This is a genomic window from Haemophilus sp. SZY H35 (assembly GCF_018829705.1).
Taxonomy (GTDB): domain Bacteria; phylum Pseudomonadota; class Gammaproteobacteria; order Enterobacterales; family Pasteurellaceae; genus Haemophilus; species Haemophilus haemolyticus_K.
This window is the reverse complement of the sequence record NZ_JAHKJZ010000001.1, coordinates 594819-621063: the sequence shown is the minus strand read 5'-3', so window position 1 is coordinate 621063 and position 26245 is coordinate 594819. Positions and strand designations below refer to the sequence as shown.

Below are 26245 nucleotides of genomic sequence, written 5' to 3'. Positions count from 1 at the left end.
GAATCTAAATTTCGTTTAATAAAGGCTGCCAGTTAACAGGTTTTAGCAACTGGGTAAATACCGTGCGATTTGTTTGCGTGAGTAAACGTTCTGTATCGCTCAATAAATTAAGTGCATCCGCTAAAGCATTAAAGGCTTTGCATTCTAATTGTGCGCAAAGTGCGGTTAAAAATGGTGATGAATTTTCCTCTCTAGTCAGCATTGCCATCACGCATTTTTGTAGATTTTGTGTACGCAATAAACTTGGCACTTTATTTAAGGTTAAGCGTAATTGTGCTTGATTTTCGATAAATTCAAAGCCAATTTTTTTGAAGTCATCTGAATATTGTTGCCATGCTTGAAATTGTGATTCAGTTAAGCGAAACACAATTGGAATCAATAAAGGCTGTTGTTCAATGTGTATTTGTTGTAAAGCCAATTGCCATTGCAAGCGTTGTAATTTTTCCAATGAAAGCAAAAAGAAATCTTGGTTCTGTTGTAATAACAGCGCGCGATTCTCAACAAGTGAAAGGGCGCGCAGATGTGATGAGCACCCAATTATTTCAGTTGAGATGATTTTAGCTGTATCTGAAATATTTTGTTGTGCAGTATTCGATATATCCTTTTGCTCTGTAGATGGTAATGTACGTAACAATTCACCATATAAACGTTGCTCAGTTTTACTCGGTGCATCAGAACGGTAATCTCGATAACCAGTACTTACATGATTTGGCAACACTGCTGTGTTAGAAAAGTGCGCTTGATTTTGCTGTGGTTTTTCATGATATTGTGGCGCAAAGATATTTTGCCCCGCAGCTGCACGATTAGGACGAATGCTGTAATTTGGTTGGGGTTCACGCACCATATTTTCTTCGTGATTTTCTACCGCACTTTGCTCTGTGTGCCAATTAAGCTGTTCTTGATTGTTTAGCGCATGGCTGATGCCTTCGTAAATAAAATCATGAATGAGGCGTTGTTGGTGAAAGCGCACTTCATGTTTGGTTGGATGAACATTGACATCCACATCATGCGGGTTTAAGTCAATAAACAACACAAATGCAGGATAAGCATCGGTTGGTAAATATTGTGCATAGGCTTGTCGAATAGCATGGCTGATCACTTTATCTCTCACCATTCGACCATTAATATAGCAATAACTTAAATCATTTTGAGTTCGGCTAAAATTTGGTGTGGCTACCCAGCCCGATAAGTGTAAATCATCGTGTTTCCAATCAATTCGTAAGGCATTTTTGACAAAATCATCTCCACAAATAGCTGCAACACGTTTTAGTTGCTGATTGAGCTCTTCGGCAGGACGATATTGACGGATGATTTTCCCATTATGCGTTAATGTAAATGCCGTATTGAATTTTGTTAAAGCAATGCGACGAATGACTTCATCAATATGAGCAAATTCTGTTTTATCTGTACGCAAAAATTTTCTGCGGGCTGGCGTGTTGAAAAAAAGATTGGCAACTTCAACTGTTGTGCCGATAGGATGTGATGCGGGTTTGATCGTGGTTTCCATATCACGGCCTTGCGCATAAACTTGCCACGCTTCAGTTTGCTCTGCTGTGCGAGAGGTAAGCGTTAAGCGCGATACCGAGCTGATACTCGCCAATGCTTCGCCACGAAACCCCAAACTTAAAATGGCTTCTAGATCGTCAAGGTCGGCTATTTTACTCGTAGCATGTCGGGCTAACGCCAGGCTTAATTCTTCTTTTGGAATGCCACAGCCGTTGTCACGAATGCGGATTAAATTTGCCCCACCATTTTCGATATCGATTTGGATTTTATTTGCACCTGCATCAAGGCTATTTTCCACTAATTCTTTCACCACAGACGCAGGGCGTTCTACCACTTCACCAGCAGCAATTTGGTTAGCAAGTTGTGGGGAAAGAATTTTAATTGGCATTTATTTTTCTCTTAATTTAATTTTTTGTCCGCTCAGGGCTTTACCATCTTTTAATTTTGGATTCAGTTTTAAAATTTGGTTGACTGAAATATTGTACTCTCGCGATACAGCATAGATTGTCTGATCTTTTTGAATGACATGGTAAAGCGGAATTTCTTTTTTCTCATCAGATTTTTTAGTGGATGAGATTTCCTCTTGTTTCGTTTTATTTGAGGATGTATTTTTATCCGTTTTATTTTCTGATTTTTCTACTTTTACAGTATTGGTTTTCTCAGTCGTTTTCTCTGTCTTTTTCACCGCACTTTCTTTATTTTTTGATGAATTTATTTTTTCATTTTGTGCTTTCTGAGTTTTTCCATTATCTGGAATTTTGATGGTTTCACCAATCCAAAGTGCTTCGCGTTTTAATTTATTTAACGTCACAATGTCTGCTACTTTGACATCATATTTATTCGCAAGGCTTCCTAAACTTTCCCCATTTTTGACTGTATGGCGAAGTCCGCTATCTTTTACGCTGTTCTCATTAGTATTTTTATCGGAAGTGCGGTCATTTTTTTCAGTATTTTTTGTATCACTTTGTTTGCTATTCTGAACAATATCATCACTTATAAAAGATTTAGCTTTTCCGCCGCGGAAAACCACTAATCCCTCATAAATCATATAGGCGATACGACGACGATAAGCTGGTGAGTTAAGTTTTTGTTCTTCATCAGAATTTGATAGAAAACCTGTCTCCACTAATACGGAAGGAATATCTGGAGAACGTAAAACGCCAAGGCTTGCGTGTTGAGGAACGCTGCGGCTTAAAGTCGTCACTTTAGAAAAATGACTTAAAATATGTTTTCCAAGTTCATAACCTGTACGTTGGCTATGACCAAATTGTAAATCAAGTACAGTTTGATCTAGGTATTTATCATTATTGTGCGAAAGCACTTTTCCTGCGCCACCAAGTAATTCGGAGCGTTTTTCATCGTCTTCTAACCATTGACCCATTTCATCATTGGCTCGACGGTTTGACAACACCCAGACTGATGCACCGCGACGTTCAGGTGATTCAGATGAATCCGCATGAATGGAAATGAGATAATTCGCTTTAAATTTACGTGCGATTTCTGAACGTTCAGGCACGGAAATATAGTAATCACCGCTTCGTGTTAATACGCCACGAAAATTTGGATCTTTATCGAGTAAGGCTTTTAACTCTTTTGCAATCGAAAGGGTGACGTTTTTTTCATAAATGCCCAAGTTTCGGCTGATTGCACCTGGATCTTTTCCTCCATGACCTGGGTCAATTGCAATCGTAATTGGGGCTGCAAAAAGAGAGAAGCTAAACGTTGAGAAAAAAAGAAAAAATAAAATTTTAGTTTTCATAAATAAATTAATTAGAGAATGCTTTTATAATATTTTTACCTAAGTTTGTTTGTGCGATTAATTCAATATTTCGTGCATCATCGTAATAATCAATATTTACTAAAATATCCGCTTCCGGCAATATGCCTTGGCCTTTTTCAGACCATTCAATTAAGCAGATGCTATCCGTATTAAAATAATCTCTAATGCCCATAAATTCGAGCTCTTCAGGATCTGCTAAACGATATAAATCAAAATGATAAATCATTTTGCCTGCAATATTGTATTCTTCAACCAGCGTATAAGTTGGGCTTTTTACATTACCCTGATGGCCGATACCTTGCAGCATTCCGCGTGTCAGCGTTGTTTTTCCTGCCCCAAGATCACCGTTAAGATAAACCATAATTGCTTTTTCGGTATGCAATTTTAGAAGAATTTCCGCAAATTTTTTGCCGAAGCGGAGCATAGAAAATTCATCAGGGATATATTGAGTTAAGCTTTCCATAACGGGTCATGAATGAAGAAAAATGTGGGCAGATTCTACCGCACTTTTGAGGTTCATAAAAGTGCGGTGAAATTTCTAGGGATTTAATTTTATCATTTCATGGTCATCAAATTGCTTGACCAAATCTGCTAGTGGTTGAGTGTTAGGTAAGACCAAATCCGATGCGATTTTAAACAACGGCACAATGACAAACTCACGATTATGCATATCATAATGAGGAATTGTTAGGCGTTCGTTTTGAATGATTTCGTTGCCGTAAAGCAAAATATCCAAATCTAACGTACGCTCACCCCAGCGACGTAAACGTACTCGACCTTGCTCATTTTCAATGCGTTGCAATTCATCTAATAGTGCAAGCGGGCTAAGGTCGGTTTTAATTTTTGCAACGGCATTCACATAATCGGGTTGATCTTGTGGGCCGAGTGGTTTGCTTTTATAAAAAGCGCTCGTCGTTACCAAATGTGTGTTTGGTAACTGACTTATCTCTTTAAGCGCAGAATGTAATTGTTCTACTGGTGTATTCAAATTGCTACCAAGGGCAATATATGCAGTAATCATCTCTTCCCTTATTCTGATGAGCGCGTTGTTTTACGACGGCGTGGGCGGTAGTATTTTTTCTTTGGTTTGGGATGTAGGCGTTGTTGCTCGTGTACCAACTGTTCGCGCTGTTCACCATTGCTGAATTGATATTCGTGCCACCATTTGGCTAATTCAATCGTTTCTCCACCTTCAATTTCCGCACGCATAGCCAGTAAATCAAAGCCAGCACGGAATTTTGGGTGTTCCATGGTGCGCATTGGTGCTGAACCAGTACGTTTTAATAATTGTAGCTGTAAGAACCAAATATCCCGAATGACAGCAGTATGACGACGAGGTGCAGCCAAAGTACGGCAGAATAAATCTAAAACTTCATTCCCCGCCAAAGCATAAGCATCATGATTATTTAAACCGCCTTCATTTTTCAATATTTCCACTTTTTCGCGTAATGGATACCAGAAAAATGCTGCAAATAAGAATGCAGGATTAATACGAAGTTTATCCGCAACACGTTCATCCGTAGAAGTAAGTGCGGTGACGATCATGCGTTCTGCAAAGCTATCTTCTTTCTCTGTAAAATATGGGCTTAATGCAGGGAAAAGTTGTTCAAATAAACCATATTGGCGTAATAAGCGATAGGTTTTTACCCCTTCTCCTGCTTGTAATAATTTTAAACTTTCATCAAATAAGCGAGCTGGCGGAATATTTTTTAATAAAGGCGCAAGTTCACGAATTGGTTGTTCGCTCGGTTTTTCAAGGAACATATCAAGTTTTGCCATGAAACGAATGGAGCGTAGCATGCGTACAGGATCTTCTTGATAACGCGTAACTGGATCACCAATTAAGCGTAGTTTTCCCGCTTTGAGATCATGAATACCATCAAAATAATCACGTAAGGTATTGTCTTGCGGATTGTAATACAGCGCATTGACCGTAAAGTCTCGGCGTTCTGCATCTTGTTCGATCGTACCGTAAACATTATCGCGCAGTAACATGCCTTCATTGCTCTGTTTCGCTTGATTTTCATTGCGAGCATCACTGTGATTGGCACGGAAAGTGGCAACTTCAATAATATCTCGACCAAACATAATATGTGCTAATCGGAAACGGCGACCCACTAAACGGCATTGGCGTTGGAAAATATTTTGGATTTGCTCAGGACGGGCGTTTGTTGCAACATCAAAATCTTTTGGTTTTTTACCGAGCAATAAATCGCGGATACATCCACCGACGATATAAGCTTCGAAACCTTGACGTTGCAGTTTTTCCACTACGGTGAGTGCATTACGGCTAAAATCACGCGGTGAAATATCAAATTGAGCCGCTTTAATTACATTTTTATCGTAGCGGTGTGTTTGTTCTGATTTTTTTGCCCGCGCTTTTGGCATTTGAGTATTGGAACGCTCAACTCGTTTAGAATGAGCACTTGTTTTGGCAACCTCTTTTGATTTTTTTGTCTTCTTGCCAAACAAATTTTTGATATAAGTAAGAATAATTTACTCCGTTTTTTTAGTTGGAAATAAATGGTTTAGCTCTTTTTCTGTAAAGAAAAGGCAAGGGGATTTTTCCGCATTTTTAAATGCAAAAAAGTGCGGCTAATTTTAACCGCACTTTTGTATTTTTCAATAGAATCAATTAACCAGCGACTTGTTTTTCGCGGATTTCAGCTAAAGTTTTGCAATCAATGCAAAGATCTGCTGTTGGGCGTGCTTCTAAACGGCGAATGCCAATTTCTTCACCACAACAATCGCAGTAACCAAAATCATCGGTATCAAGTTTTTTCAGGGTTGCTTCAATTTTTTTCATTAGTTTACGTTCGCGATCGCGATTACGTAATTCTAGACTGAATTCCTCTTCCTGAGTTGCTCGGTCTGCGGGATCGGGGAAATTGGTCACTTCATCCTGCATATGTGCAACGGTGCGAGAAGCTTCTTCCACGATTTGCTCGTGCCAAGCATTAAGAATTTTTCTGAAATGAAGAATTTGATCTTCACTCATATATTCTTCATCTTTTTTCATTTGATAAGGCTTTACGCCTGCTAAATCTAGCAAGCTCAACGATGCTTTTGACATCTCTCACTCCTAATACATACAGAATTTAAGCGTGAACTTCACGACTTCCTGTCTTGTTATTTTAGTTTGTTCCTGACAGCACTTTTAGGAACCCAATTTTTGAGGGCGCTATAAATATCAGAAGTTGTTTTTTTTAGCAAGTAAATTTTCCTGAAACATTTATTTTTGCGATATAGATCGCAGAAACGTCAGCAACCTTTTGCACATTGAGATGAATCTATTTTAGGCTTAGAACGATAAGCCTAAAATAGCTATAAAAATGAAATTAAACTTAATAACTTTGGTTATCTTGTTGATTGTTGCGGATTTAACGTTGTTATTTCTACCACAGTCATTGCTATTGCCTTGGCAAGTTGCGCTGGTTATTGCGCTTACCTTGATTTTTCTTTTTATCTTTGTACGCAGAAACTTCTTAGTTTTTCTTGCTTTTTTTGTTGTTTCTCTAGGGTATACACATCATTCCGCATTCAGCTTGTTACAACAGACTCAAAGCGTTACCGCTCAAAAACAAGTGGTGACTTTTGAGATTCAAGAAATTTTGCACCAACAGGATTATCAAACTATTATCGCCACAGCAACATTGGCGGATAACTTACGAGAGCAACGAATTTTTTTAAATTGGAAGGCAAAAGAAGTGCCTCAATTATCGGAAATTTGGCAAGCGGAAATTTCCTTACGGCCACTTTCTGCGCGATTAAATTTTGGTGGATTTGATCGGCAACAATGGTATTTTTCAAAGGGGATTATGGCTGTTGGAACCGTAAAAAGTGCGGTGAAAATTGCTGATATTTCATCATTGCGAGCAGAAAAATTGCAACAAGTAAAGAAGCAAACGAAAGGATTATCTCTACAAGGTTTATTGATCGCGTTAGCTTTTGGCGAACGAGCGTGGTTAGATAAAACCACTTGGTCAATTTACCAACAAACCAATACCGCGCATCTTATTGCTATTTCTGGCTTACATATTGGGTTGGCTATGGGGATTGGATTTTACTTGGTGCGTGTTGTGCAAGTATTTTTCCCCACCCGTTTTATTCATCCTTATTTTCCTTTAGTTTTTGGTGTTTTATTTGCTTTAATTTATGCGTATTTGGCTGGTTTTAGCGTACCCACTTTTCGTGCCATTTCAGCACTTGTTTTTGTTTTCTTCATTCAAATAATGAGGCGACATTATTCGCCTCTTCAGCTTTTTACGCTGGTTGTCGGATTCTTGCTTTTCTGCGATCCATTAATGCCACTTTCGGTCAGTTTTTGGCTTTCTTGTGGAGCCGTTGCTTGTTTGATCCTATGGTATCGTTATGTGCCTTTTTCTCTTTTTCAATGGAAAAATCAATCCTTTTCACCAAAAGTGCGGTGGATTTTAAGTTTATTTCATTTGCAATTTGGGTTATTGCTCTTTTTTACGCCTTTGCAGCTTTTTTTATTTAATGGCTTATCGTTGAGTGGATTTTTAGCCAATCTTATTGCCGTACCACTTTATAGTTTTTTCCTCGTACCCTTGATTTTATTTGCTGTTTTTACTAATGGAGCTTGTTTTTCTTGGCAACTTGCAAACAAACTAGCGGAAGGAATCACTTGGTTAATTTCTGTTTTTCAAGGAAATTGGTTTAATGTTTCATTAAATTTAGCGCTGGTTTTAACCGCACTTTGTGCAGGAATTTTTATGCTAATTATTTGGAGTGTTTACCGAGAACCCGAGATTTCATCATCAACCAAACAAATAAAACGAGCAAGATTTTTTACATTAAATCTCAGTAAACCTTTGCTAAAAAATGATCGAATCAACGTTTTGCGATGTTCTTTCGGCATTATGTCGCTGTGTTTTATGATTTTGTTGTTCAAGCAACTAAGCAAGCCAATTTGGCAGGTAGATACTTTAGATGTGGGGCAGGGCTTAGCTACTTTGATTGTAAAAAATGGTAAAGGGATTCTCTATGATACAGGCCCTGCATGGCAAGGGGGAAATATGGCTGAATTAGAAATTTTGCCTTATTTGCAACGAGAAGGGATTACTTTGGAAAAATTGATTTTGAGCCACGACGATAACGATCATGCAGGTGGTGCTTCGATAATTTTAAAGGCGTATCGGAATGTGGAATTTATTACTCCTTCACGAAAAAACTATGGGGAAAATCACCGCACTTTTTGTACTGCTGGACGTGATTGGGATTGGCAAGGGCTACATTTTCAAATACTTTCACCACACTCTATTGTGGAGCGAGCAGATAATCCCCATTCTTGTGTGATTTTAGTTGATGATGGAAAGCATAGCGTTTTGTTGACTGGCGATGCTGAAGTAAAAAATGAGCAAATTTTTGCCCGCACTTTAGGAAAAATTGATGTGTTACAAGTGGGGCATCATGGGAGTAAAACATCGACAAGTGAATATTTACTTTCCCAGGTTAGACCAGATATAGCGATTATTTCTAGTGGACGTTGGAATCCGTGGAAATTCCCTCATTATTCGGTTATGGAAAGGCTACATCGTTATAAAAGTGTGGTGAAAAATACCGCTATTTCAGGGCAAGTAAGGGTAAATTTTTTTAAAGACCGATTAGAAATCCAACAAGCACGCACAGAATTTTCCCCTTGGTATGCGCGTGTAATTGGATTCTCGAGCGAATAAAAGGTACAATGCGCGCAATTTTTACCATTACATTAGATAGCGATTATGCAAGAGCAAAAATTACAAGAAAATGATTTTTCAACCTTACAAACTTTTAAGCGTTTGTGGCCAACAATTAAACCTTTTAAAGCGGGGCTTGTTGTTTCGGGCATAGCATTAGTTTTGAATGCGTTGGCTGATTCAGGTTTGATTTACTTGTTAAAACCTTTGTTGGACGATGGTTTTGGCAAGGCAAACCATTCATTTTTGAAAATTATGGCTTTTGTCGTCGTTGGGATGATTATTTTACGCGGCATTACCAACTTTATTTCTAATTATTGTTTGGCGTGGGTATCAGGCAAAGTTGTCATGACAATGCGTCGCCGCTTGTTTAAACATTTGATGTTTATGCCAGTGAGTTTCTTTGACAGAAATTCAACAGGTAAATTACTTTCTCGTATCACGTATGATTCTGAGATGATTGCAAGTTCTTCTTCAGGATCCTTGATTACTATTGTGCGAGAAGGAGCATATATTATTTCGCTATTGGCCGTAATGTTTTATACAAGCTGGGAATTAACGCTTGTTTTATTTGTGATCGGGCCAATTATTGCGTTGTTGATCACCATCGTGTCAAAAATTTTCCGTAAATTGAGTAAGAATTTACAAGATTCAATGGGAGAATTAACAGCGACGACCGAACAAATGTTGAAAGGACATAAAGTCGTCCTTTCGTTTGGTGGTCAGCTTGTAGAGGAAGAGCGTTTTAATAAAGTTAGTAACAATATGCGTCGTAAAGGTATGAAAATGGTCACTGCAGACTCCATTTCCGACCCCGTGGTGCAGATTATTGCTTCTCTTGCTTTGGCGGTAGTGTTGTTTTTAGCGACGACCCCGTTGATTGCGGAGGATAACCTAAGTGCGGGTTCTTTTACGGTGGTTTTCTCATCTATGTTGGCGATGATGCGCCCATTAAAATCTTTAACGAATGTAAACTCTCAATTCCAACGTGGAATGGCAGCGTGTCAAACGCTGTTTGCCATTTTAGATTTAGAACCAGAAAAAGATAATGGGACTTACCAAGCTGAACCAGCGAAAGGTGCGCTAGAATTTAAAAATGTGAGTTTTGCATATCAAGGAAAAGAGGAACTTGCATTAAATAATATTTCTTTCAGCGTGCCAGCAGGAAAAACCGTAGCCCTAGTGGGGCGTTCTGGATCGGGTAAATCAACCATCGCTAATTTAGTGACGCGTTTTTACGATATTGATCAAGGTGAAATTTTACTGGATGGCGTAAATATCCAAGATTATCGTTTATCTAATTTACGTGAAAACTGCGCTGTGGTTTCTCAACAAGTACATTTATTTAATGATACCATTGCGAATAATATTGCTTATGCAGCACAAGATAAGTATTCTCGCGAAGAAATTATCGCTGCAGCAAAAGCGGCTTATGCTTTAGAGTTTATCGAAAAATTACCACAAGGTTTTGATACGGTCATTGGTGAAAACGGTGCGAGCCTGTCCGGTGGCCAACGTCAACGTTTAGCGATTGCTCGTGCTTTATTGCGTAATTCTCCAGTATTAATTTTAGATGAAGCCACATCTGCACTAGATACAGAGTCAGAACGAGCAATTCAATCTGCATTAGATGAATTGAAGAAGGACCGTACTGTTATCGTAATCGCTCATCGTTTATCAACAATTGAAAATGCGGATGAAATTCTTGTGATTGATCACGGAGAAATTCGTGAGCGCGGTAACCATAAGGCATTGCTTGAACAAAATGGCGCCTATAAACAATTACACAGTATGCAGTTTAGTGGTTAATTTATTAATTATCGAAAACGCGAGTTGAAAAACTCGCGTTATTTTATCCGCACTTATTAGAAAGGATTTTCTATGCCCTTCTGGTATTCCAACTCCAAACTTATTTGGCTCTTATCGCCTTTTTCTTTATTGTTTTGGTTGATTAGCCAAATTCGTCGCGCCTTATTCTCTTTGGGGCTCAAGTCTTCTTATCGCGCACCAAAACCAGTGATAGTTGTGGGAAATTTGTCTGTTGGTGGAAATGGCAAAACGCCCGTGGTTGTTTGGCTTGTGGAAGAATTAAAAAAACAAGGTCTGCGCGTAGGTGTGATTTCTCGTGGTTACGGCAGTAAATCTAAAACGTATCCGTTATTCGTTACTGAAAATACGAATCCGATTGAAGGTGGCGATGAGCCTGTATTGATCGCTAAACGCACCAATGCGCCAGTTGTGATTTCCCCGAATCGCCAGGAAGCGATTGTATTACTCTTAAGCCAAGCAGAGTGCGATATTATTATTTCTGACGATGGTTTACAGCATTATAAATTACAGCGTGATTTAGAAATTGTCGTAATGGATGCTGAGCGCGCATTGGGAAATGGTTTTGTATTGCCAGCAGGCCCATTGCGTGAATTACCAAGTCGATTAAAATCCGTAGATTTTGTAATCACTAATGGTGGAAAAAATCAGTATTCAGATGCAGTTATGTGTCTTGTGCCTCATTTCGCGATTAATTTAAAAACCAATGAAAAACGCCAATTAAATGAATTTCAATCGGGTGTTGTCATCGCAGGGATTGGCAATCCACAGCGTTTTTTTACTATGTTAGAAAACTTAGGGATTCAATTAGAGCGAACTCAAGCATTTCAAGATCATCAACATTTTGAGGCATCTCAATTAGAAAAACTTGCAGAAAATCAACCGCTCTTTATGACGGAAAAAGATGCCGTAAAATGCCAATCTTTTGCGAAAGATAATTGGTGGTATGTTCCTGTGGATGCGGAGATTCTTGAGGCTGAAAAACAACGTGAAAGTTTACTGCTCTTTTGGACCAAAATAGACAAACTTGTGGAGCAATACAGAAATGTCAGAAAAGATTAATCCTCTGTTGCTTGAAGTGATTGCTTGCCCGCGTTGTTTAGCTCGATTGCAATATGATCAAGAAAATCAACGATTAATTTGTTGTTATGAACAGATTGCTTATCCTATTAAAAATGGTGTGCCAGTGTTGCTTGCCGATAAAGCTGAAATATTAAAGAATAAGGAATAAATTATGTCATTTACCGTGATTATCCCCGCTCGTTTTGCATCAAGTCGTTTGCCAGGAAAACCTCTTGCTGATATTGCAGGTAAGCCAATGATTCAACATGTATTTGAGAAAGCATTGCAGTCTGGAGCGAGCCGAGTGATTATTGCCACTGATAATGAAAATGTTGCTGATGTTGCCAAACGTTTTGGTGCTGAAGTGTGTATGACTTCGGTTAATCATAATTCTGGTACAGAACGTTTAGCGGAAGTTGTAGAAAAATTAGCGATTCCTGACAATGAAATCATTGTCAATATTCAAGGCGATGAGCCTTTGATTCCACCCGTTATTGTGCGACAAGTAGCAGATAATTTAGCTAAATTTAACGTCAATATGGCAAGCCTTGCAGTAAAAATTCATGATGCTGAGGAATTATTCAATCCAAATGCAGTGAAAGTGTTAACAGATAAAGATGGCTATGTACTGTATTTTTCCCGTTCGGTTATTCCTTACGATCGTGATCAGTTTATGAATTTACAGGATGTTCAGAAAGTACAGCTTGCGGACGCTTACTTACGTCATATTGGCATTTACGCATATCGTGCGGGTTTCATAAAGCAATATGTGCAATGGGCACCGACTCAACTTGAAAATCTAGAAAAACTAGAGCAGCTTCGTGTGTTATATAATGGCGAACGCATTCATGTTGAACTTGCGAAAGAAGTGCCTGCTGTGGGGGTCGATACCGCTGAAGATTTGGAAAAAGTGCGGGCAATTTTAGCGGCGAATTAAAATGTTTGATGCTAAAAAGTTCTTAGCGGATGTCTCTCACGAACCTGGTGTTTATCGTATGTATGACGATAAAGATCAGGTTATTTATGTTGGGAAAGCAAAGGATTTAAAGAAACGTCTTTCAAGCTATTTTCGTAAAAATCTGAGCAGTAAAAAAACAGAAGCGTTGGTGGCGTCAATTCATCATATTGACACCACGCTAACTTCATCTGAAACGGAAGCTTTACTGCTAGAGCATAATTTCATCAAGCTTTATCAGCCTCGCTATAATGTATTATTGCGTGATGATAAATCCTACCCATTTATTTTATTAACCAAAGAACGCCACCCAAGAATTACTTCTTATCGTGGTTCTAAAAAATTTGAAGGCGAATATTTCGGGCCTTATCCTCACGCGGGGGCTGTGCGTGAAACTTTATCGCTTTTGCAAAAACTTTTCCCTGTTCGCCAATGTGAAAATTCCGTTTATTCCAACCGCTCTCGTCCTTGTTTGCAGTATCAAATTGGGCGTTGTTCTGCGCCTTGTGTACAGGGATATGTTTCTGATGAAGAATATAATCAGCAAGTTGAATTAGCGCGCTTGTTTTTACAAGGCAAAGATCAACAGGTGTTAGATTATTTAATCGGTAAAATGGAGCAGGCAAGCAGAAATTTAGATTTTGAACAGGCTGCTCGTTATCGCGATCAAATTCAAGCGGTGCGTTCAGTTATAGAAAAACAATTTGTATCCAATGAGCGTTTAGATGACATGGATATTATGTCTATCGCTTACCAACATGGTTTAGCCTGCGTACAAGTGATGTTTATTCGTCAAGGAAAAGTGCTAGGCAATCGCAGTTATTTCCCGAAGGTTCCCGCCAATACAGATTTATCAGAACTTACCGAAACTTTTGTAGGGCAATTTTATTTACAAGGTCATCAAGGACGAAGTATCCCGAATAGCATTATTGTCGATCGTCAATTATCTGAAAAACCAGAGCTTGAGCAACTTCTTACGGATCAAGCAGGCAGAAAAGTGACAATTCAAGAAAGCGTAAAAGGCGATAAGAGTAAATACTTACAGCTCGCACAAGTTAATGCTAAAGCGGCTTTAAATGTACAACTTAAACAATCTTCACGAATGTCGGAGCGTTATCAAGCGTTGTGTGATCTGTTAAATCTTCCTGAAATTAAGCGTATGGAATGTTTCGATATAAGCCACACGATGGGAAATCAAACGGTAGCATCTTGTGTTGTCTTTAATCAAGAAGGTCCACTAAAATCTGATTATCGTCGTTTTAATATTGAAGGCATTACTGGCGGGGATGATTATGCTGCGATGGAACAAGCGTTACAGAAACGTTATGAGCGTGATTTAGAAGAAGATAAAATTCCCGATATTATTTTTATTGATGGTGGAAAAGGACAGTTAAATCGTGCGATGAAAGTATTCCAACATCTTCAAGTAAAATGGGATAAAAATAGACCGCACTTAATTGGCGTAGCAAAAGGTATGGATCGTCGAGCAGGGCAGGAAGTGCTGATCATCAGCAAACAAGACCGCGAAATTCATTTGCCTGATGATAGTTTGGCATTGCATTTGATTCAACACATCCGTGATGAAAGCCATAATCACGCAATAAGCGGACACCGTAAAAAACGTCAAAAAGCCTTTACACAAAGTGGTTTAGAAACCATTGAAGGTGTGGGCGCTAAACGTCGTCAGGCTTTACTGAAATATCTTGGTGGTTTACAAGGTGTGAAAAAGGCAACCTTAGATGAAATAGCCTCTGTGCCTGGAATTTCCCTTAAACTTGCCGAAACGATTTTTGAAACGCTCAAAAACGATTAATCAATTATCTCTTAAATGTAAATAACGATTGCTTTTCATCATAAAGCCATTATGATCCGCACTTTCGGATTTATTTAACTCTATTATAGGAAAAATTATGTTTGAATGGATTACCGATCCTGAGGCGTGGGTATCACTTGCGACACTTGCCGCGTTGGAGATCGTTTTAGGGATCGACAATATCATTTTTATTAGCATCCTAGTTGGACGTTTACCTGAACGACAACGCCAGTCTGGTCGTATTGTTGGACTTGGTTTGGCAATGATAACAAGAATTTTACTTTTAATGTCACTTGCTTGGATGATGAAGCTTACTGCACCGTTATTTACTGTGTTTAATCAAGAAATTTCTGGGCGTGATTTGATTTTATTAATCGGTGGTTTATTCCTGATTATAAAAAGTTCTGGCGAAATTAAAGAGGCGATAAATCATCAAGAACACCATGAATCGGAAAGCAAAAACAAAGTGAGTTATCTTGGTGTATTAATTCAAATTGCTGTGCTAGATATTGTATTTTCTTTAGATTCTGTCATTACCGCGGTAGGTATGGCAAGCCATCTTCCTGTTATGATTTTTGCGATTATTATTGCCGTGGGGGTGATGATGTTTGCGGCAAAACCAATCGGCGATTTTGTGGATACACACCCAACGTTGAAAATTCTGGCTTTAGCCTTCTTAATTTTAGTCGGAATTAGTTTAATTGCGGAAAGTTTAGATATTCACATCCCGAAAGGTTACATTTATTTTGCAATGGGATTCTCTGTTGTGGTCGAAATGATAAATATTCGAATGAGAAAACGGATGAAATAGAAGATTAAAAATAATTTAAGGGCTGAGTTCTGTTATTTGAGGAACTTGGCCCTTTTAGTTTATTTAGTTAATTTTTATATAACTAAACCATCTATTCAGTTCCATTTCAACATAAAGCAGACTCTTTTAGTGTGATATTATTTCAACAAAAGTTTTATTTGAAAGAGGACATAATGAAATTACAACAATGGGTTAAACAATATCAACTAGGTTTACTTTTTCAGCAAGGTCAATTTGGTTTAGAAAAGGAAAGTCAACGTATTGACGATAAGGGAAATATTGTAACGACGCCTCATCCACGTGTATTTGGTAATCGTTCTTATCATCCCTATATTCAAACAGATTTTGCCGAAAGCCAGCTTGAGTTGATTACGCCACCAAATACTAAACTGGAAGATAGCCTACGTTGGCTTTCTGCAATTCATGAGGTGGTGTTGCGTTCTTTACCTGAAAATGAATACATTTTCCCATTTAGTATGCCAGCGGGATTACCACCAGAAAATGAGATTCAAGAGGCGCAGCTTGATAAACAGGAAGATGTTGAATATCGCGAGCATCTGTCTAAACAATATGGTAAATACAAGCAAATGGTAAGTGGAATTCACTACAATTTCCAACTGTCATCTGAATTTGTGAAAGCTATATTCTTGTTGCAAGATGAATATACTCATCTTAAAGATTTTCAAAATGCCTTATATATGAAATTGGCTAATAATTTTCTACGCTATCAGTGGATTTTAGTCTATTTACTTGCAGCAAGTCCGACAGTGGAAGCAAATTATTTTTCTCGAAATGGTGTACTGAATTTTCCTTTGAAAGAGGGGCAGTTAGTACGTAGTTTACGTTCTAGTCCCTATGGTTACGTTAATTCATCTAATGTTGTGGTGAATCATGATAACCTTGAAAATTATGTAGAAACATTAGAGTTTCAAGTTAAATCTGGTCATTTGATTGCAGAAAAAGAATTTTATTCTAATGTTCGTTTACGAGGTTCGAAAAAAGCTCGTGAATTGCTAGAAAAAGGCGTTCAATATGCAGAATTTCGTTTGTTTGATTTGAATCCACTTGAGCCATATGGTATCAGTCTAGATGATGCAAAATTTATTCATATTTTCTTATTAGGAATGTTATGGCTTGATGAGACAAGTGGTCAAAAAGAAGTAGAGCTTGGTAAACAAAGATTATATCAAGTATCTCTTGAAGATCCTCGCGAGCAAACAGCATTTAGAGAAGAAGGTGAAGCAATATTAAGCCAAATTATTGATATGTTGAAAATTATCAATGCAGATGAAAGAGCGGTTAAAATTTCGGAAGAAAAATTGGTGCAATTGGCAGAACCAAGTCTAACAGTAAATGGAAAATTGCTCAAAGCGATTGAGCAGGAGGGAAGTTATAAAGCCTTGGGGGTAAAACTTGCGAAGCAATATAAAGCTCTAGCTTTTAAACGTTTTTATGCTTTATCTTCATTTGATAATATGGAACTCTCCACTCAGGCTTTATTATTTGATTTAATTCAAAAAGGTGTTACGACTGAAATTTTAGATGAGAATGATCAATTTCTTGCGCTTAAATTTGGTGAACACCTTGAATATGTTAAAAATGGTAATATGACTAGCCATGATCAATATATCTCTCCATTGATTATGGAAAATAAGGTAGTGACAAAGAAAGTATTATCAAAGGCTGGTTTTAATGTACCAAAAAGCTTGGAATTTACATCGATTGAACAGGCCGTTGCACATTATGCTTTATTTGAAGGACGCTCTGTTGTTATTAAACCAAAATCCACAAATTATGGTTTAGGTATCACAATTTTCAAACAGGGTGTGACACATCGAGATGATTTTGTCAAAGCGATTGAAATTGCTTTTCGAGAAGATAAAGAAGTGATGGTTGAAGATTATTTAGTTGGTACAGAATATCGCTTCTTTGTTTTGGGGGATGAAACGCTTGCAGTGTTGTTGCGTGTGCCTGCAAATGTTATAGGTGATGGAAAGAACACGGTGCGTGAATTGGTCGAGATAAAAAATGCGGATCCTTTACGGGGAGATGGTTCTCGCTCACCTCTCAAAAAGATCGCTTTAGGTGACATAGAATTATTACAGTTAAAAGAACAAGGATTAACACCAGATAGTGTACCTCAGGCCGGCCAAATTGTGCAGTTACGTGCTAATTCTAATATCAGTACGGGAGGGGATTCTATTGATATGACTGATAAAATGCACGAGAGTTATAAACAGATTGCTGTAGGAGTTGCTCATGCAATGGGGGCTAAAGTTTGCGGGGTCGATTTAATTATTCCTGATTTAACAAAACAAGCTGAACCATCCTTAAACTCCTGGGGAGTAATTGAAGCTAATTTTAATCCAATGATGATGATGCATATTTTCCCTTATCAAGGTAAATCAAGAAGATTGACTAAGAACGTTATTAAAATGTTATTTCCAGATATAGAAATGTAGTATCAAATTAAGCGACAAGAAATAACCGCACTTTAACTAATTAAAGTGCGGTTAATAAGAGACATTTACGTTATATGTGTTGAATTAATATACACCCTGTGCCAACATGGCATCCGCAACTTTAACAAAACCTGCAATATTCGCTCCTACCACATAGTTAATATTTTGTTGACCTGCGATAGAACCATATTTTTTGCAGTTAGAATGAATATCTAACATAATACGATGCAATTTGGCATCAACTTCTTCTGCTGTCCAATATAAGCGTTGGGAACTTTGTGCCATTTCTAAGCCAGAGGTCGCTACGCCACCAGCATTGGCTGCTTTACCTGGACCAAATAATACACCAGCCTCTAAGAATGCGTCTGTTGCTTCGATAGTAGTTGGCATGTTTGCACCTTCAGCGACTAATTTCACACCATTTTTAATCAAGGCTTTCGCATCTAAAATCTCTAATTCGTTTTGGGTTGCGCAAGGAAGAGCAATATCGGCTTTCACTTCCCAAGGGCGTTTGCCTGCAAAATATTGAAGACCAAATTGTTTTGCAAATTCTTCTACTCGACCACGTTTTACATTTTTGAGCTCTAATAAAGCCTCTAATTTTTCACGATCAAATCCTTCAGGCAAATACACATAACCTGCTGAGTCTGAACAGGTTACGACTTTCGCACCAAGCTCCATCGCTTTTTCAATCGCATATTGTGCCACGTTACCTGAACCGGAAACTAAAACCGTTTTACCTTGGAAGCTATCCCCTTTCTCAGCAAGCATTGCTTGGGCAAAATAAACCAATCCATAACCTGTTGCCTCTGGGCGAATTAAGCTCCCACCGAATGAAAGACCACGACCAGTAAACACACAAGCCGCTTGGTTTGATAATTTTTTCATATAGCCTGCAAGATATCCTACTTCACGGCCACCAACCCCAATATCACCAGCAGGCACATCGGTATCTGGGCCAACATGACGATACAATTCGGCCATTAACGCTTGGCAGAAACGCATCACTTCAGCATCTGATTTTCCTTTAGGATCAAAATCTGATCCCCCTTTCGCACCACCCATTGGCAATGTGGTTAAGGCATTTTTAAAGATCTGTTCAAAACCTAAGAATTTTAAAATCGATAAGTTAACGGATGGATGAAAACGCATTCCCCCTTTAAAAGGACCAATTGCACTGTTGAATTGCACGCGGAAAGCTCGGTTTACTTGAACTTGGCCTTTATCATCAGTCCATGCCACACGGAATTGGAATGCTCGCTCTGGCTCAACTAAACGCTCTAATAAAGCTTCTGAACGGTATTTAGGGTTTGCTTCCAAGAAAGGCCAGATTGAAGTGAAGACTTCACGAACAGCCTGTAAAAATTCAGGTTGGTGAGCATCTCTTTGAGCGATTTTCCCAAGAAATTCGTCTAATGATGTAATTATTGTCATAATGTGTTTCCTCTATTGATGTTGTATTTTTCTGTATGTATTTGAATCACCCTCTAGATGGGGCTTAGTGACAATATGTAACGAGAGACTTAATATTGCAATATTTATTGTGATAAAAAGATAAAAAGAGAATAAAAAAAGCAAGAAAATTAAATTTTCTTGCTTTTTTTTAGATGAAATCTAAATTATTAATCATAATATTATGGTTTTACTTATTTTTCCCTTCTAAATAAAGCCATTCTGCGACTTGTTTTGCAAAATAAGTCAAAATTCCGTCGGCACCAGCTCGTTTGAAGCAAAGTAGTGATTCCATAATACATTCTTTTTCTTTTAGCCAGCCATTTTGAATGGCTGCCATATGCATTGCGTATTCACCTGAAACTTGATAAGCGAAAGTGGGTACGCCAAAATGTGTTTTTACGCGATACACCATATCTAAGTATGGCATACCAGGTTTTACCATGACCATGTCAGCGCCTTCTTGTAGATCTAATGCGACTTCTTGTAAACCCTCATCTCCATTTGCAGGATCAAGTTGATAAGTTTTTTTATCACCGCCTTTTAAATTACCTGATGAGCCGACAGCATCACGAAATGGTCCATAATAATTAGAAGCATATTTGGCAGAATATGCCATAATTTGTGTGTTAATAAATCCTTTTTCTTCTAATGCTTGTCGAATACGGCCAATACGACCATCCATCATATCACTTGGCGCAACAATATCAGCGCCTGCTTCAGCATGAGAAATAGCTTGTTTGATAAGAATATCAGAGGTGATGTCGTTAAGAACATAGCCGTCTTCATCAATAATTCCATCTTGTCCATGGCTTGTATAAGGGTCAAGTGCAACATCTGTTAATACCCCTAATTCTGGATAAGCATTTTTTAATGCTCGAACTGCGCGTTGTACTAGACCGTTTGAATTATAGGCTTCTTCTGCCATTAGAGATTTTTTATCTTGTTCAATTACAGGAAATAATGAAATGACAGGAACACCATATTTAACTAGTAAACCTGCTTCAATAAGAAGTTGATCGATAGTTAGACGTTCAACACCTGGCATAGAGGGAACAGCCTCACGATAGTTTTCACCTTCAAGAATAAATACCGGATAAATAAGATCGTCTACGGTGAGTTTATTTTCAGCCATTAAACGACGACTAAAATCATGTTTACGTAAACGACGTAGGCGGCGGGTAGGAAATCCTGTAAAAATTTGTTGAGTCATATTATAGTCCTTTTTCTTATATAATGAGAAAGGGGGCGATGCCCCCCAATTTATTATTCCATTTTATTTGGTTCTTCAGTATTTTCAACTGCACTTTCATCTTCTTTTGGCTGATAAAAACGAGCAACTAATAAACCTAATTCAAATAGAAGAATCATTGGTACAGCAAGTAGCGTTTGTGAAAATACATCGGGTGGGGTTAGAATCATTCCAATAAAAAATGCACCGACAATGATATAAGGGCGTTTTTCAGAAAGGGCTTTTACCGTTGTTACACCTGTCCAACAAAGTAAAATAATAGCAATTGGGACTTCAAAACAGACGCCAAAAGCTAAAAATAATGCCAATGCGAAATCTAAATAACTACTAATATCTGTGGCAATTGCGACACCTTCAGGTGCAGTTTGGGTAAAAAAGCTAAATACAAAAGGAAACACTACATAATAAGCAAAAGCCACCCCACAATAAAAAAGAATAGTGCTTGAAAATAACAATGGGTAAATCATTCTTTTTTCATGTTGGTATAGAGCTGGTGCAACAAATGCCCAAACCTGGTAGAGCAAATAAGGAACGGAAATAAATACTGCGACGATTGCCGTTAATTTAATAGGTGTAAAGAAGGGGGTTTGAATATTTGTTGCGATCATTGTTGCGCCTTTTGGCATAACGTTAGTTAAGGGAGCTGCAACAAAATGATAAATATCATTTGAAAAATAAACGAGCGCAACAAATACCAATGCAACGCAAATCACACTGCGTAAAAGACGGTTTCTTAATTCAACAAGGTGTGTAATTAGGGGTTGAGATTCATCCACATTACTCATACAAATTCCCTATAATTCAGATTTTTTCGATTGAGATTTCGATACAGGTATGACTTCGATATCATCAGGGGGATAGTAATCAGATAGGCGTTCCGTGAGTTCTGCCTGCTCGTGAGCATCAAGCGTGGTTAAATCAGTGAGTTGATTTTCTTCTTTCGGCAAAATTTCTGATGAATCCACTGCTACTACAGCATCTTTGGATTTGTCCCCATTTTCTGCCACATTTTTAATTTCTTTGATTTGTTCTTCTACTGTCGTGCCTGCTTCAGCAGCTTTGGCTTCCAGCTCGGATTTCATTTTATCTGCTTGTGCTTTTAATTCTTCTACCGTTTTACTTAATTCTGGAGAAAGTGTTTGTAAATTTAAAGATTCAGCTTTTTTAATGCTATCTTGTAATTCTTGTAATTTTAGTTCTTGTTTTAATTCGTTTTGCACATTGGCAGCTAAGCCGCGAATGGTTTTTACCCAACCCATAACTGTACGAATAGCCACGGGCAAACGCTTAGGGCCTAGCACCACTAAGCCCACCAGCATCAATAAAACAAGTTCGGAAAAACCAATATCAAACACGGTTATGCCTGTTCTTTATTTTTTACAGTTTCAGTTTTTTCAGAGGTTGTCGTAGCGTCTTTAATTTGGGTAAACTCAGCATCTTTTTTAGGCTCGTCATCAGACATTGCTTTTTTAAAACCTTTTACTGCTGCACCAAGATCAGAGCCCGCATTGCGTAACTTTTTAGTACCAAATACTAATAAAATCACGACTAATAAAATAATCATTTGTGCTGGGGATAAACCAAACATAGAAAAACTCCGTTAGAATTAAATTGAAAATTTGGGCTTGAATATACTCTTTTTATGCATTGGTCTCAAGAGGTAATTTTAAAAGTGCGGTCAAAAAGAAGGTTATTTTCAACCGCACTTTAGTCTTATTATTCAGCCAGTTCTGTTTGCTCATGCGCCATCAATTCTTGCCCCACATCATCTAACAAACTTAAGTAGCGTTCATAATGTTTCAACATATCAGCAATCAATTCGTCTTGATCCATATATTGCACATCATAACCCACTCGACCATCAAAGAAATAGGTGTATGGCTCATAGGTCCAACTATGTTGGATATGTGGCAAGTTATCATCATTGATTAATTGCTCTGATACCTCGCGACCAATAGATTTTACCCCGTACATAAAGTCTCGCATCAACTCTTTCTGAATGACTAACTCGACTGCAGGCTCATCTTGATCAAATAACGTGTTAATTTGCACGCTCAAGTCATATTTGCTAATCAATTCTTGGCGTAATTCTCGCATAGCCGGTAATACCGTATGCTTAAGGAATCGCAAAATATCTTTTTCTTGCGTTTGGTTCATCATTTGTTCCAAGCGTTCTTTCCACTTATCCCCTGTCCAGAAAATACTGGTTGGATTAACTTTGGTATCAAAATATTTTTTGTCCGCATTCAAGCCTTTCCATAAACTAAAACACATCAATAACATCAACGTTGCGAAAGGTAACGCCACTAACAAGGTCATTGCCTGTAGATTAGCTAAGCCACCTGATTGCATTAAAACAATTGCGACGACTGACATTAATACACCCCACATCACGGCCTGCCAACGAGGTGCTGCAAGGCTTTTATCGCGTGATGCAATGTTATTTAATACATAAATACCGGAGTCTGCCGAGGTGATAAAGAATAAAGAAATCACCACCAAACTCACTAAACCGGTCACACCAGAAAGCGGTAAATAATCTAAGAATTTAAAAAGCAACGTTTCAGGTGAGGAAATCATTTGTCCTAACGTACCTGCAGCTTCACCATCATTCAACCAAATGGCCGTATTACCAAATACGGTAAACCACAAGATACCGAACATGCTAGGAATTACCAGCACGCCAAAAATAAATTCGCGAATGGTACGCCCTTTCGAGATACGCGCAATAAATAAACCTACAAATGGCGCCCAAGAACACCACCATGCCCAATATAGAATTGTCCAACCGCTAAACCAGTCAGTATGTTCTTGTTCATACACATAGGTTTTGAAGCTTAATTGTACTAAATTGCTGAGATAAGTTCCGATGTTGTCGCTAAAAGCAGATAATAAATAAAGTGTCGGTCCCGCCACTAACACGAAAATCAACAAACAGAAAGCTAGTGTTAAATTCAGCTCACTTAAGATTTTTACCCCTTTTCCTACGCCAGAAATCGCGGAAAATGTCGCCAAAGTCATCACCACAGCAATCACAATAATTTGCAAGCTGAAGTTATTTTCACTAATCCAGCCTAATTGATGTAAGCCTGCACCCAATTGTGATGCTCCAAAACCTAATGTCGTGATAACACCAAATAAGGTGGCAAGTAACGCCATAATGTCGATAAGATCGCCTAACTTGCCATTAATACGCTCTTTCAATAACGGATAGAAACAAGAACGTAATGCCAAAGGTAATTTGTAACGGAATCCAAAGTAAGCCAATGCCAACGCAATCGTGCCATACACCGCCCACGCATGAATTCCCCAGTGGAATAAGGTGTGTAACAAGGCCTCTTGTTGTTTTTGTTCTGCTGTACCCGCGGTAATATCAGATAAATAATGCGTTAAGGGTTCGGCTACACCAAAGAACATCAACCCTACACCCATGCCGGCAGCAAATAACATTGCCAACCAAGAGAGAAAACCGAATTCAGGCTCTTCTTCATCATTGCCTAATTTGATATTACCTAGGCTACTGACCGATAAAATGACTAAAAAGCCCAAAAATACTGAGAATGCTAATACGTAAAACCAGCTAAAGTTGGCAAAAATGCCCGATTTGGCGGCATTTAATAAAGTTTGTGTTTGTTCCGGTGCGATTAAAATCATTGCGACAAGTAACACCACAAAAAATAACGTTGTACCAATCACCAAAGGATTGAACGACGTTTGCTTTTCCATAAATTTAGATAAAGACAACGCTTTCCCCTTAAAAATTAAGTGAATAAAAATAAAATCAGATTAAATAAAACAAGGCCTTAAGCCCTAAATGGTGCGATGGAACCATCGCAAATGACAGCACGGAGAAGTGCGATTTTGAAGGAAACGCTCAGTAGAATATGAAGGATTGTTTCCAAAATTTCATTTATTATATCAAAAAGTAATAATTATTTCAAATTAGAAAAATATCGATGGTGTTTAAGTTGTATTTTTGACTAATATAATGAATTACAACACTTGCTCAAACAAGACGGTAAAAGAAAACGTTTTATTTAATGTGTTATAGATAAAACAATTTCTTAATGCAGTTTGAGTGAGGTGAGCAAATGTTTGATCATCTAAATCAGATGAAATAAAAATCTTGATTTTACAATCTGTTATTTGGGGTTGTTCATTATAACCGCGAACACCCAGTAAGGTTAAAGGATTGGCGAGGTTGAGCCAAATTTTTCCTTCCATTTCTACAATGTCAGCACGTTGTTGAGCAAAATGCGCTTTTACACTACTCAAGATGCCACCTAGAATAGAAACGGCAAAATAATCCACCGCACTTTTTTGTAATGATTGGTTATCGAAATTGACTTGTGAATAGAGCGAAATACTGTCATTCGGTGTGAATAATTTAATTTCTTCTCCGCGTAATACGGCTCGATATTTCGCTGTAAAACATTCACTTTCAGGTACGTTATACATAACGTTCCCTCAATATTGATTTTGCCTCATTTAATACGTTAAGTTTGGCTTCAATAATATCAAAACCATTTAAAGGGCGGTTAGAAAAAGTGGCAAATCCACAATCTGGATTTAGCCAAATTTGCTCTGGTGGAAGGTAATTTAAAGCTTTTTCCGCTCGTTGAACAATCTGATCTACGGTTTCCACCTCATCAGAACGAGGATTGATGACGCCTAAGCCTAAAATACATTTTTGTCTTAAGATTTCACTTTCTAACAATGAACTTAATTCTCCCGCTCTTGGCGTAGAAAATTCGAGCATTAAAATGTCAGGTAATGCCGATTCAAATAAATCCACTAATGATGTATAAGGTCCGCGCAGTAATACGCTTTCATCTTTGCTCCAGTTGCCACGGCATACATGTAATGCCGTTTTGATATTTTTATTTCTTGCATACTCAAAGATTTGAGTAATTAAACTTTTTGCAAACTGTAGTTCTGCTGCAAAATCTTGTTTTTCGCTTAACGCCGCACACATAAATGAACGTGTTTGATGATGGCTAAAAATAACTTCTGTCAAAACAGGCTCATCAAATTGAACTACGCTTACGCCTAGCTCACACAAATGATCAATTTCTTGCTTTAAGATAGCAACAACATCTTTTGCCATTTCTTCTTTTGATGAATAATGTTGCCCAGACACAGGCGAAAGCCACATGGAGCGAGCCATTAAGTAAGGCCCTGGCAAGGTTGCTTTAATTAGCTGCTTAGTTAGATTTTTCAATAGCAACATTTCATCTGCGACTAAAGATTGTTTGTAGCTGATTTTTCCTACGCAAATAGCATTTTTTATGGAAAGTGCGGGAACATCCAAGGTTTCTAGCATTGACTCAAAAATTTGCTTTTCTTTAATGTGATCGAGCATTTCACTCATGCTCATTAAGGTTGCACCTTGAATTTTTTGTGCAATAAAAGAAAGGTAATTGTCGCGAAGTAATTCGCCACTCGTGATAATATCAATGCCAGTTCGTTGTTGAAGTTCGACAATTTGTTTTGTTTCTTGAATAACTAGTTGATTAAGTTCTGCTGTGGTTATTTTTCCAAGTGCATGTTTTTTACGCGCCATTAAAAGTGCTTGGCTGCGAGGCATAGAGCCTAAAAGGGAAGTAGTGAAAGGTTTCATAGAAAA

Annotated in this window: 22 protein-coding genes; 8 read left to right on the top strand and 14 right to left on the bottom strand. The window is 38.1% G+C overall.

Annotated features, from left to right (window positions below):
* Positions 1-4: 4 nt before the first annotated feature.
* The 6 genes from mutL to dksA form a co-directional block, all read right to left on the bottom strand.
* Positions 5-1894, bottom strand: coding sequence for a DNA mismatch repair endonuclease MutL (gene mutL / locus KP710_RS02830; RefSeq protein WP_215770461.1), 1890 nt, complete (start codon positions 1892-1894; stop codon positions 5-7).
* The gene (locus KP710_RS02825; protein WP_215770462.1) at positions 1895-3265 is read right to left on the bottom strand and encodes an N-acetylmuramoyl-L-alanine amidase; all 1371 of its coding nucleotides are present in this window, start codon (positions 3263-3265) and stop codon (positions 1895-1897) included. It abuts the gene before it with no gap.
* A gap of 7 nt (positions 3266-3272) precedes the next feature.
* Complete coding sequence (tsaE, locus tag KP710_RS02820; RefSeq protein ID WP_005635434.1) at positions 3273-3749, bottom strand: tRNA (adenosine(37)-N6)-threonylcarbamoyltransferase complex ATPase subunit type 1 TsaE; 477 nt, start codon at positions 3747-3749, stop codon at positions 3273-3275.
* Positions 3750-3824: 75 nt separating this feature from the next.
* Positions 3825-4307, bottom strand: a complete 483-nt coding sequence (gene folK, locus KP710_RS02815; protein ID WP_215770906.1) for a 2-amino-4-hydroxy-6-hydroxymethyldihydropteridine diphosphokinase — start codon at positions 4305-4307, stop codon at positions 3825-3827.
* Positions 4308-4315: 8 nt separating this feature from the next.
* Positions 4316-5674, bottom strand: coding sequence for a polynucleotide adenylyltransferase PcnB (gene pcnB / locus KP710_RS02810; RefSeq protein WP_215770905.1), 1359 nt, complete (start codon positions 5672-5674; stop codon positions 4316-4318).
* A 247-nt stretch (positions 5675-5921) separates the two neighbouring features.
* A complete protein-coding gene (gene dksA / locus KP710_RS02805) occupies positions 5922-6359 on the bottom strand; it encodes an RNA polymerase-binding protein DksA (RefSeq protein ID WP_005627987.1) in 438 nt (145 codons plus the stop codon).
* A 259-nt stretch (positions 6360-6618) separates the two neighbouring features.
* Here dksA and KP710_RS02800 point away from each other — a divergent pair, with 259 nt between their 5' ends.
* The 8 genes from KP710_RS02800 (at position 6619) to gshAB (ending at position 17915) form a co-directional block, all read left to right on the top strand.
* Positions 6619-8985 (top strand): DNA internalization-related competence protein ComEC/Rec2, encoded by a 2367-nt coding sequence (locus tag KP710_RS02800; protein WP_215770904.1) that lies wholly within the window; start codon positions 6619-6621, stop codon positions 8983-8985.
* A gap of 45 nt (positions 8986-9030) precedes the next feature.
* On the top strand, positions 9031-10794 hold the full coding sequence (gene msbA / locus KP710_RS02795) for a lipid A ABC transporter ATP-binding protein/permease MsbA (RefSeq protein WP_215770903.1): 1764 nt from the start codon (positions 9031-9033) through the stop codon (positions 10792-10794).
* 72 nt (positions 10795-10866) lie between these two features.
* Positions 10867-11874 carry a tetraacyldisaccharide 4'-kinase gene (gene lpxK / locus KP710_RS02790; protein ID WP_048954164.1) on the top strand — a complete coding sequence of 336 codons (1008 nt, stop codon included), beginning with the start codon at positions 10867-10869 and terminating at the stop codon, positions 11872-11874.
* The gene (locus KP710_RS02785) at positions 11870-12043 is read left to right on the top strand and encodes a Trm112 family protein (RefSeq protein WP_181153955.1); all 174 of its coding nucleotides are present in this window, start codon (positions 11870-11872) and stop codon (positions 12041-12043) included. Before lpxK ends, KP710_RS02785 begins: the two co-directional genes overlap by 5 nt.
* Positions 12044-12046: 3 nt before the next feature.
* The gene (kdsB, locus tag KP710_RS02780; protein ID WP_048954163.1) at positions 12047-12811 is read left to right on the top strand and encodes a 3-deoxy-manno-octulosonate cytidylyltransferase; all 765 of its coding nucleotides are present in this window, start codon (positions 12047-12049) and stop codon (positions 12809-12811) included.
* A gap of 1 nt (position 12812) precedes the next feature.
* Positions 12813-14642 (top strand): excinuclease ABC subunit UvrC, encoded by a 1830-nt coding sequence (uvrC, locus tag KP710_RS02775; protein WP_140523054.1) that lies wholly within the window; start codon positions 12813-12815, stop codon positions 14640-14642.
* 97 nt (positions 14643-14739) lie between these two features.
* Positions 14740-15453 (top strand): TerC family protein, encoded by a 714-nt coding sequence (locus tag KP710_RS02770; protein ID WP_048954161.1) that lies wholly within the window; start codon positions 14740-14742, stop codon positions 15451-15453.
* Between the two features lie 173 nt (positions 15454-15626).
* Positions 15627-17915, top strand: a complete 2289-nt coding sequence (gshAB, locus tag KP710_RS02765; RefSeq protein WP_048954160.1) for a bifunctional glutamate--cysteine ligase GshA/glutathione synthetase GshB — start codon at positions 15627-15629, stop codon at positions 17913-17915.
* An 84-nt stretch (positions 17916-17999) separates the two neighbouring features.
* On the opposite strand, the gene gdhA is transcribed toward gshAB, so the two are convergent.
* The 8 genes from gdhA to KP710_RS02725 form a co-directional block, all read right to left on the bottom strand.
* Entirely contained in the window at positions 18000-19349 is a 1350-nt protein-coding gene (gene gdhA, locus KP710_RS02760) for an NADP-specific glutamate dehydrogenase (protein WP_215770902.1), read from the bottom strand.
* A 208-nt stretch (positions 19350-19557) separates the two neighbouring features.
* Entirely contained in the window at positions 19558-20580 is a 1023-nt protein-coding gene (gene hemB / locus KP710_RS02755) for a porphobilinogen synthase (RefSeq protein WP_048954158.1), read from the bottom strand.
* A 53-nt stretch (positions 20581-20633) separates the two neighbouring features.
* The gene (tatC, locus tag KP710_RS02750) at positions 20634-21404 is read right to left on the bottom strand and encodes a twin-arginine translocase subunit TatC (protein ID WP_048954157.1); all 771 of its coding nucleotides are present in this window, start codon (positions 21402-21404) and stop codon (positions 20634-20636) included.
* Between the two features lie 9 nt (positions 21405-21413).
* The gene (gene tatB, locus KP710_RS02745) at positions 21414-21974 is read right to left on the bottom strand and encodes a Sec-independent protein translocase protein TatB (RefSeq protein ID WP_048954156.1); all 561 of its coding nucleotides are present in this window, start codon (positions 21972-21974) and stop codon (positions 21414-21416) included.
* 2 nt (positions 21975-21976) lie between these two features.
* A complete protein-coding gene (tatA, locus tag KP710_RS02740) occupies positions 21977-22207 on the bottom strand; it encodes a twin-arginine translocase TatA/TatE family subunit (protein ID WP_048954155.1) in 231 nt (76 codons plus the stop codon).
* Positions 22208-22335: 128 nt separating this feature from the next.
* A complete protein-coding gene (locus tag KP710_RS02735) occupies positions 22336-24363 on the bottom strand; it encodes a BCCT family transporter (protein WP_181153954.1) in 2028 nt (675 codons plus the stop codon).
* A 249-nt stretch (positions 24364-24612) separates the two neighbouring features.
* Positions 24613-25077, bottom strand: coding sequence for an OsmC family protein (locus KP710_RS02730; protein WP_048954153.1), 465 nt, complete (start codon positions 25075-25077; stop codon positions 24613-24615).
* On the bottom strand, positions 25070-26239 hold the full coding sequence (locus tag KP710_RS02725) for a cobalamin-independent methionine synthase II family protein (protein ID WP_048954152.1): 1170 nt from the start codon (positions 26237-26239) through the stop codon (positions 25070-25072). Before KP710_RS02725 ends, KP710_RS02730 begins: the two co-directional genes overlap by 8 nt.
* Between the last annotated feature and the right edge of the window lie 6 nt (positions 26240-26245).

Excerpts from the sequence above, each read along its gene's own strand:
- hemB (WP_048954158.1), bottom strand. The coding sequence starts at position 20,580 with ATGACTCAACAAATTTTTACAGGATTTCCTACCCGCCGCCTACGTCGT.
- tsaE (WP_005635434.1), bottom strand. The coding sequence starts at position 3,749 with ATGGAAAGCTTAACTCAATATATCCCTGATGAATTTTCTATGCTCCGC.
- msbA (WP_215770903.1), top strand. The coding sequence starts at position 9,031 with ATGCAAGAGCAAAAATTACAAGAAAATGATTTTTCAACCTTACAAACT.
- KP710_RS02825 (WP_215770462.1), bottom strand. The coding sequence starts at position 3,265 with ATGAAAACTAAAATTTTATTTTTTCTTTTTTTCTCAACGTTTAGCTTC.
- KP710_RS02725 (WP_048954152.1), bottom strand. The coding sequence starts at position 26,239 with ATGAAACCTTTCACTACTTCCCTTTTAGGCTCTATGCCTCGCAGCCAA.
- pcnB (WP_215770905.1), bottom strand. The coding sequence starts at position 5,674 with ATGCCAAAAGCGCGGGCAAAAAAATCAGAACAAACACACCGCTACGAT.
- gdhA (WP_215770902.1), bottom strand. The coding sequence starts at position 19,349 with ATGACAATAATTACATCATTAGACGAATTTCTTGGGAAAATCGCTCAA.
- KP710_RS02770 (WP_048954161.1), top strand. The coding sequence starts at position 14,740 with ATGTTTGAATGGATTACCGATCCTGAGGCGTGGGTATCACTTGCGACA.
- tatC (WP_048954157.1), bottom strand. The coding sequence starts at position 21,404 with ATGAGTAATGTGGATGAATCTCAACCCCTAATTACACACCTTGTTGAA.
- uvrC (WP_140523054.1), top strand. The coding sequence starts at position 12,813 with ATGTTTGATGCTAAAAAGTTCTTAGCGGATGTCTCTCACGAACCTGGT.
- mutL (WP_215770461.1), bottom strand. The coding sequence starts at position 1,894 with ATGCCAATTAAAATTCTTTCCCCACAACTTGCTAACCAAATTGCTGCT.
- KP710_RS02800 (WP_215770904.1), top strand. The coding sequence starts at position 6,619 with ATGAAATTAAACTTAATAACTTTGGTTATCTTGTTGATTGTTGCGGAT.
- KP710_RS02730 (WP_048954153.1), bottom strand. The coding sequence starts at position 25,077 with ATGTATAACGTACCTGAAAGTGAATGTTTTACAGCGAAATATCGAGCC.
- gshAB (WP_048954160.1), top strand. The coding sequence starts at position 15,627 with ATGAAATTACAACAATGGGTTAAACAATATCAACTAGGTTTACTTTTT.
- lpxK (WP_048954164.1), top strand. The coding sequence starts at position 10,867 with ATGCCCTTCTGGTATTCCAACTCCAAACTTATTTGGCTCTTATCGCCT.
- tatA (WP_048954155.1), bottom strand. The coding sequence starts at position 22,207 with ATGTTTGGTTTATCCCCAGCACAAATGATTATTTTATTAGTCGTGATT.
- dksA (WP_005627987.1), bottom strand. The coding sequence starts at position 6,359 with ATGTCAAAAGCATCGTTGAGCTTGCTAGATTTAGCAGGCGTAAAGCCT.
- kdsB (WP_048954163.1), top strand. The coding sequence starts at position 12,047 with ATGTCATTTACCGTGATTATCCCCGCTCGTTTTGCATCAAGTCGTTTG.
- folK (WP_215770906.1), bottom strand. The coding sequence starts at position 4,307 with ATGATTACTGCATATATTGCCCTTGGTAGCAATTTGAATACACCAGTA.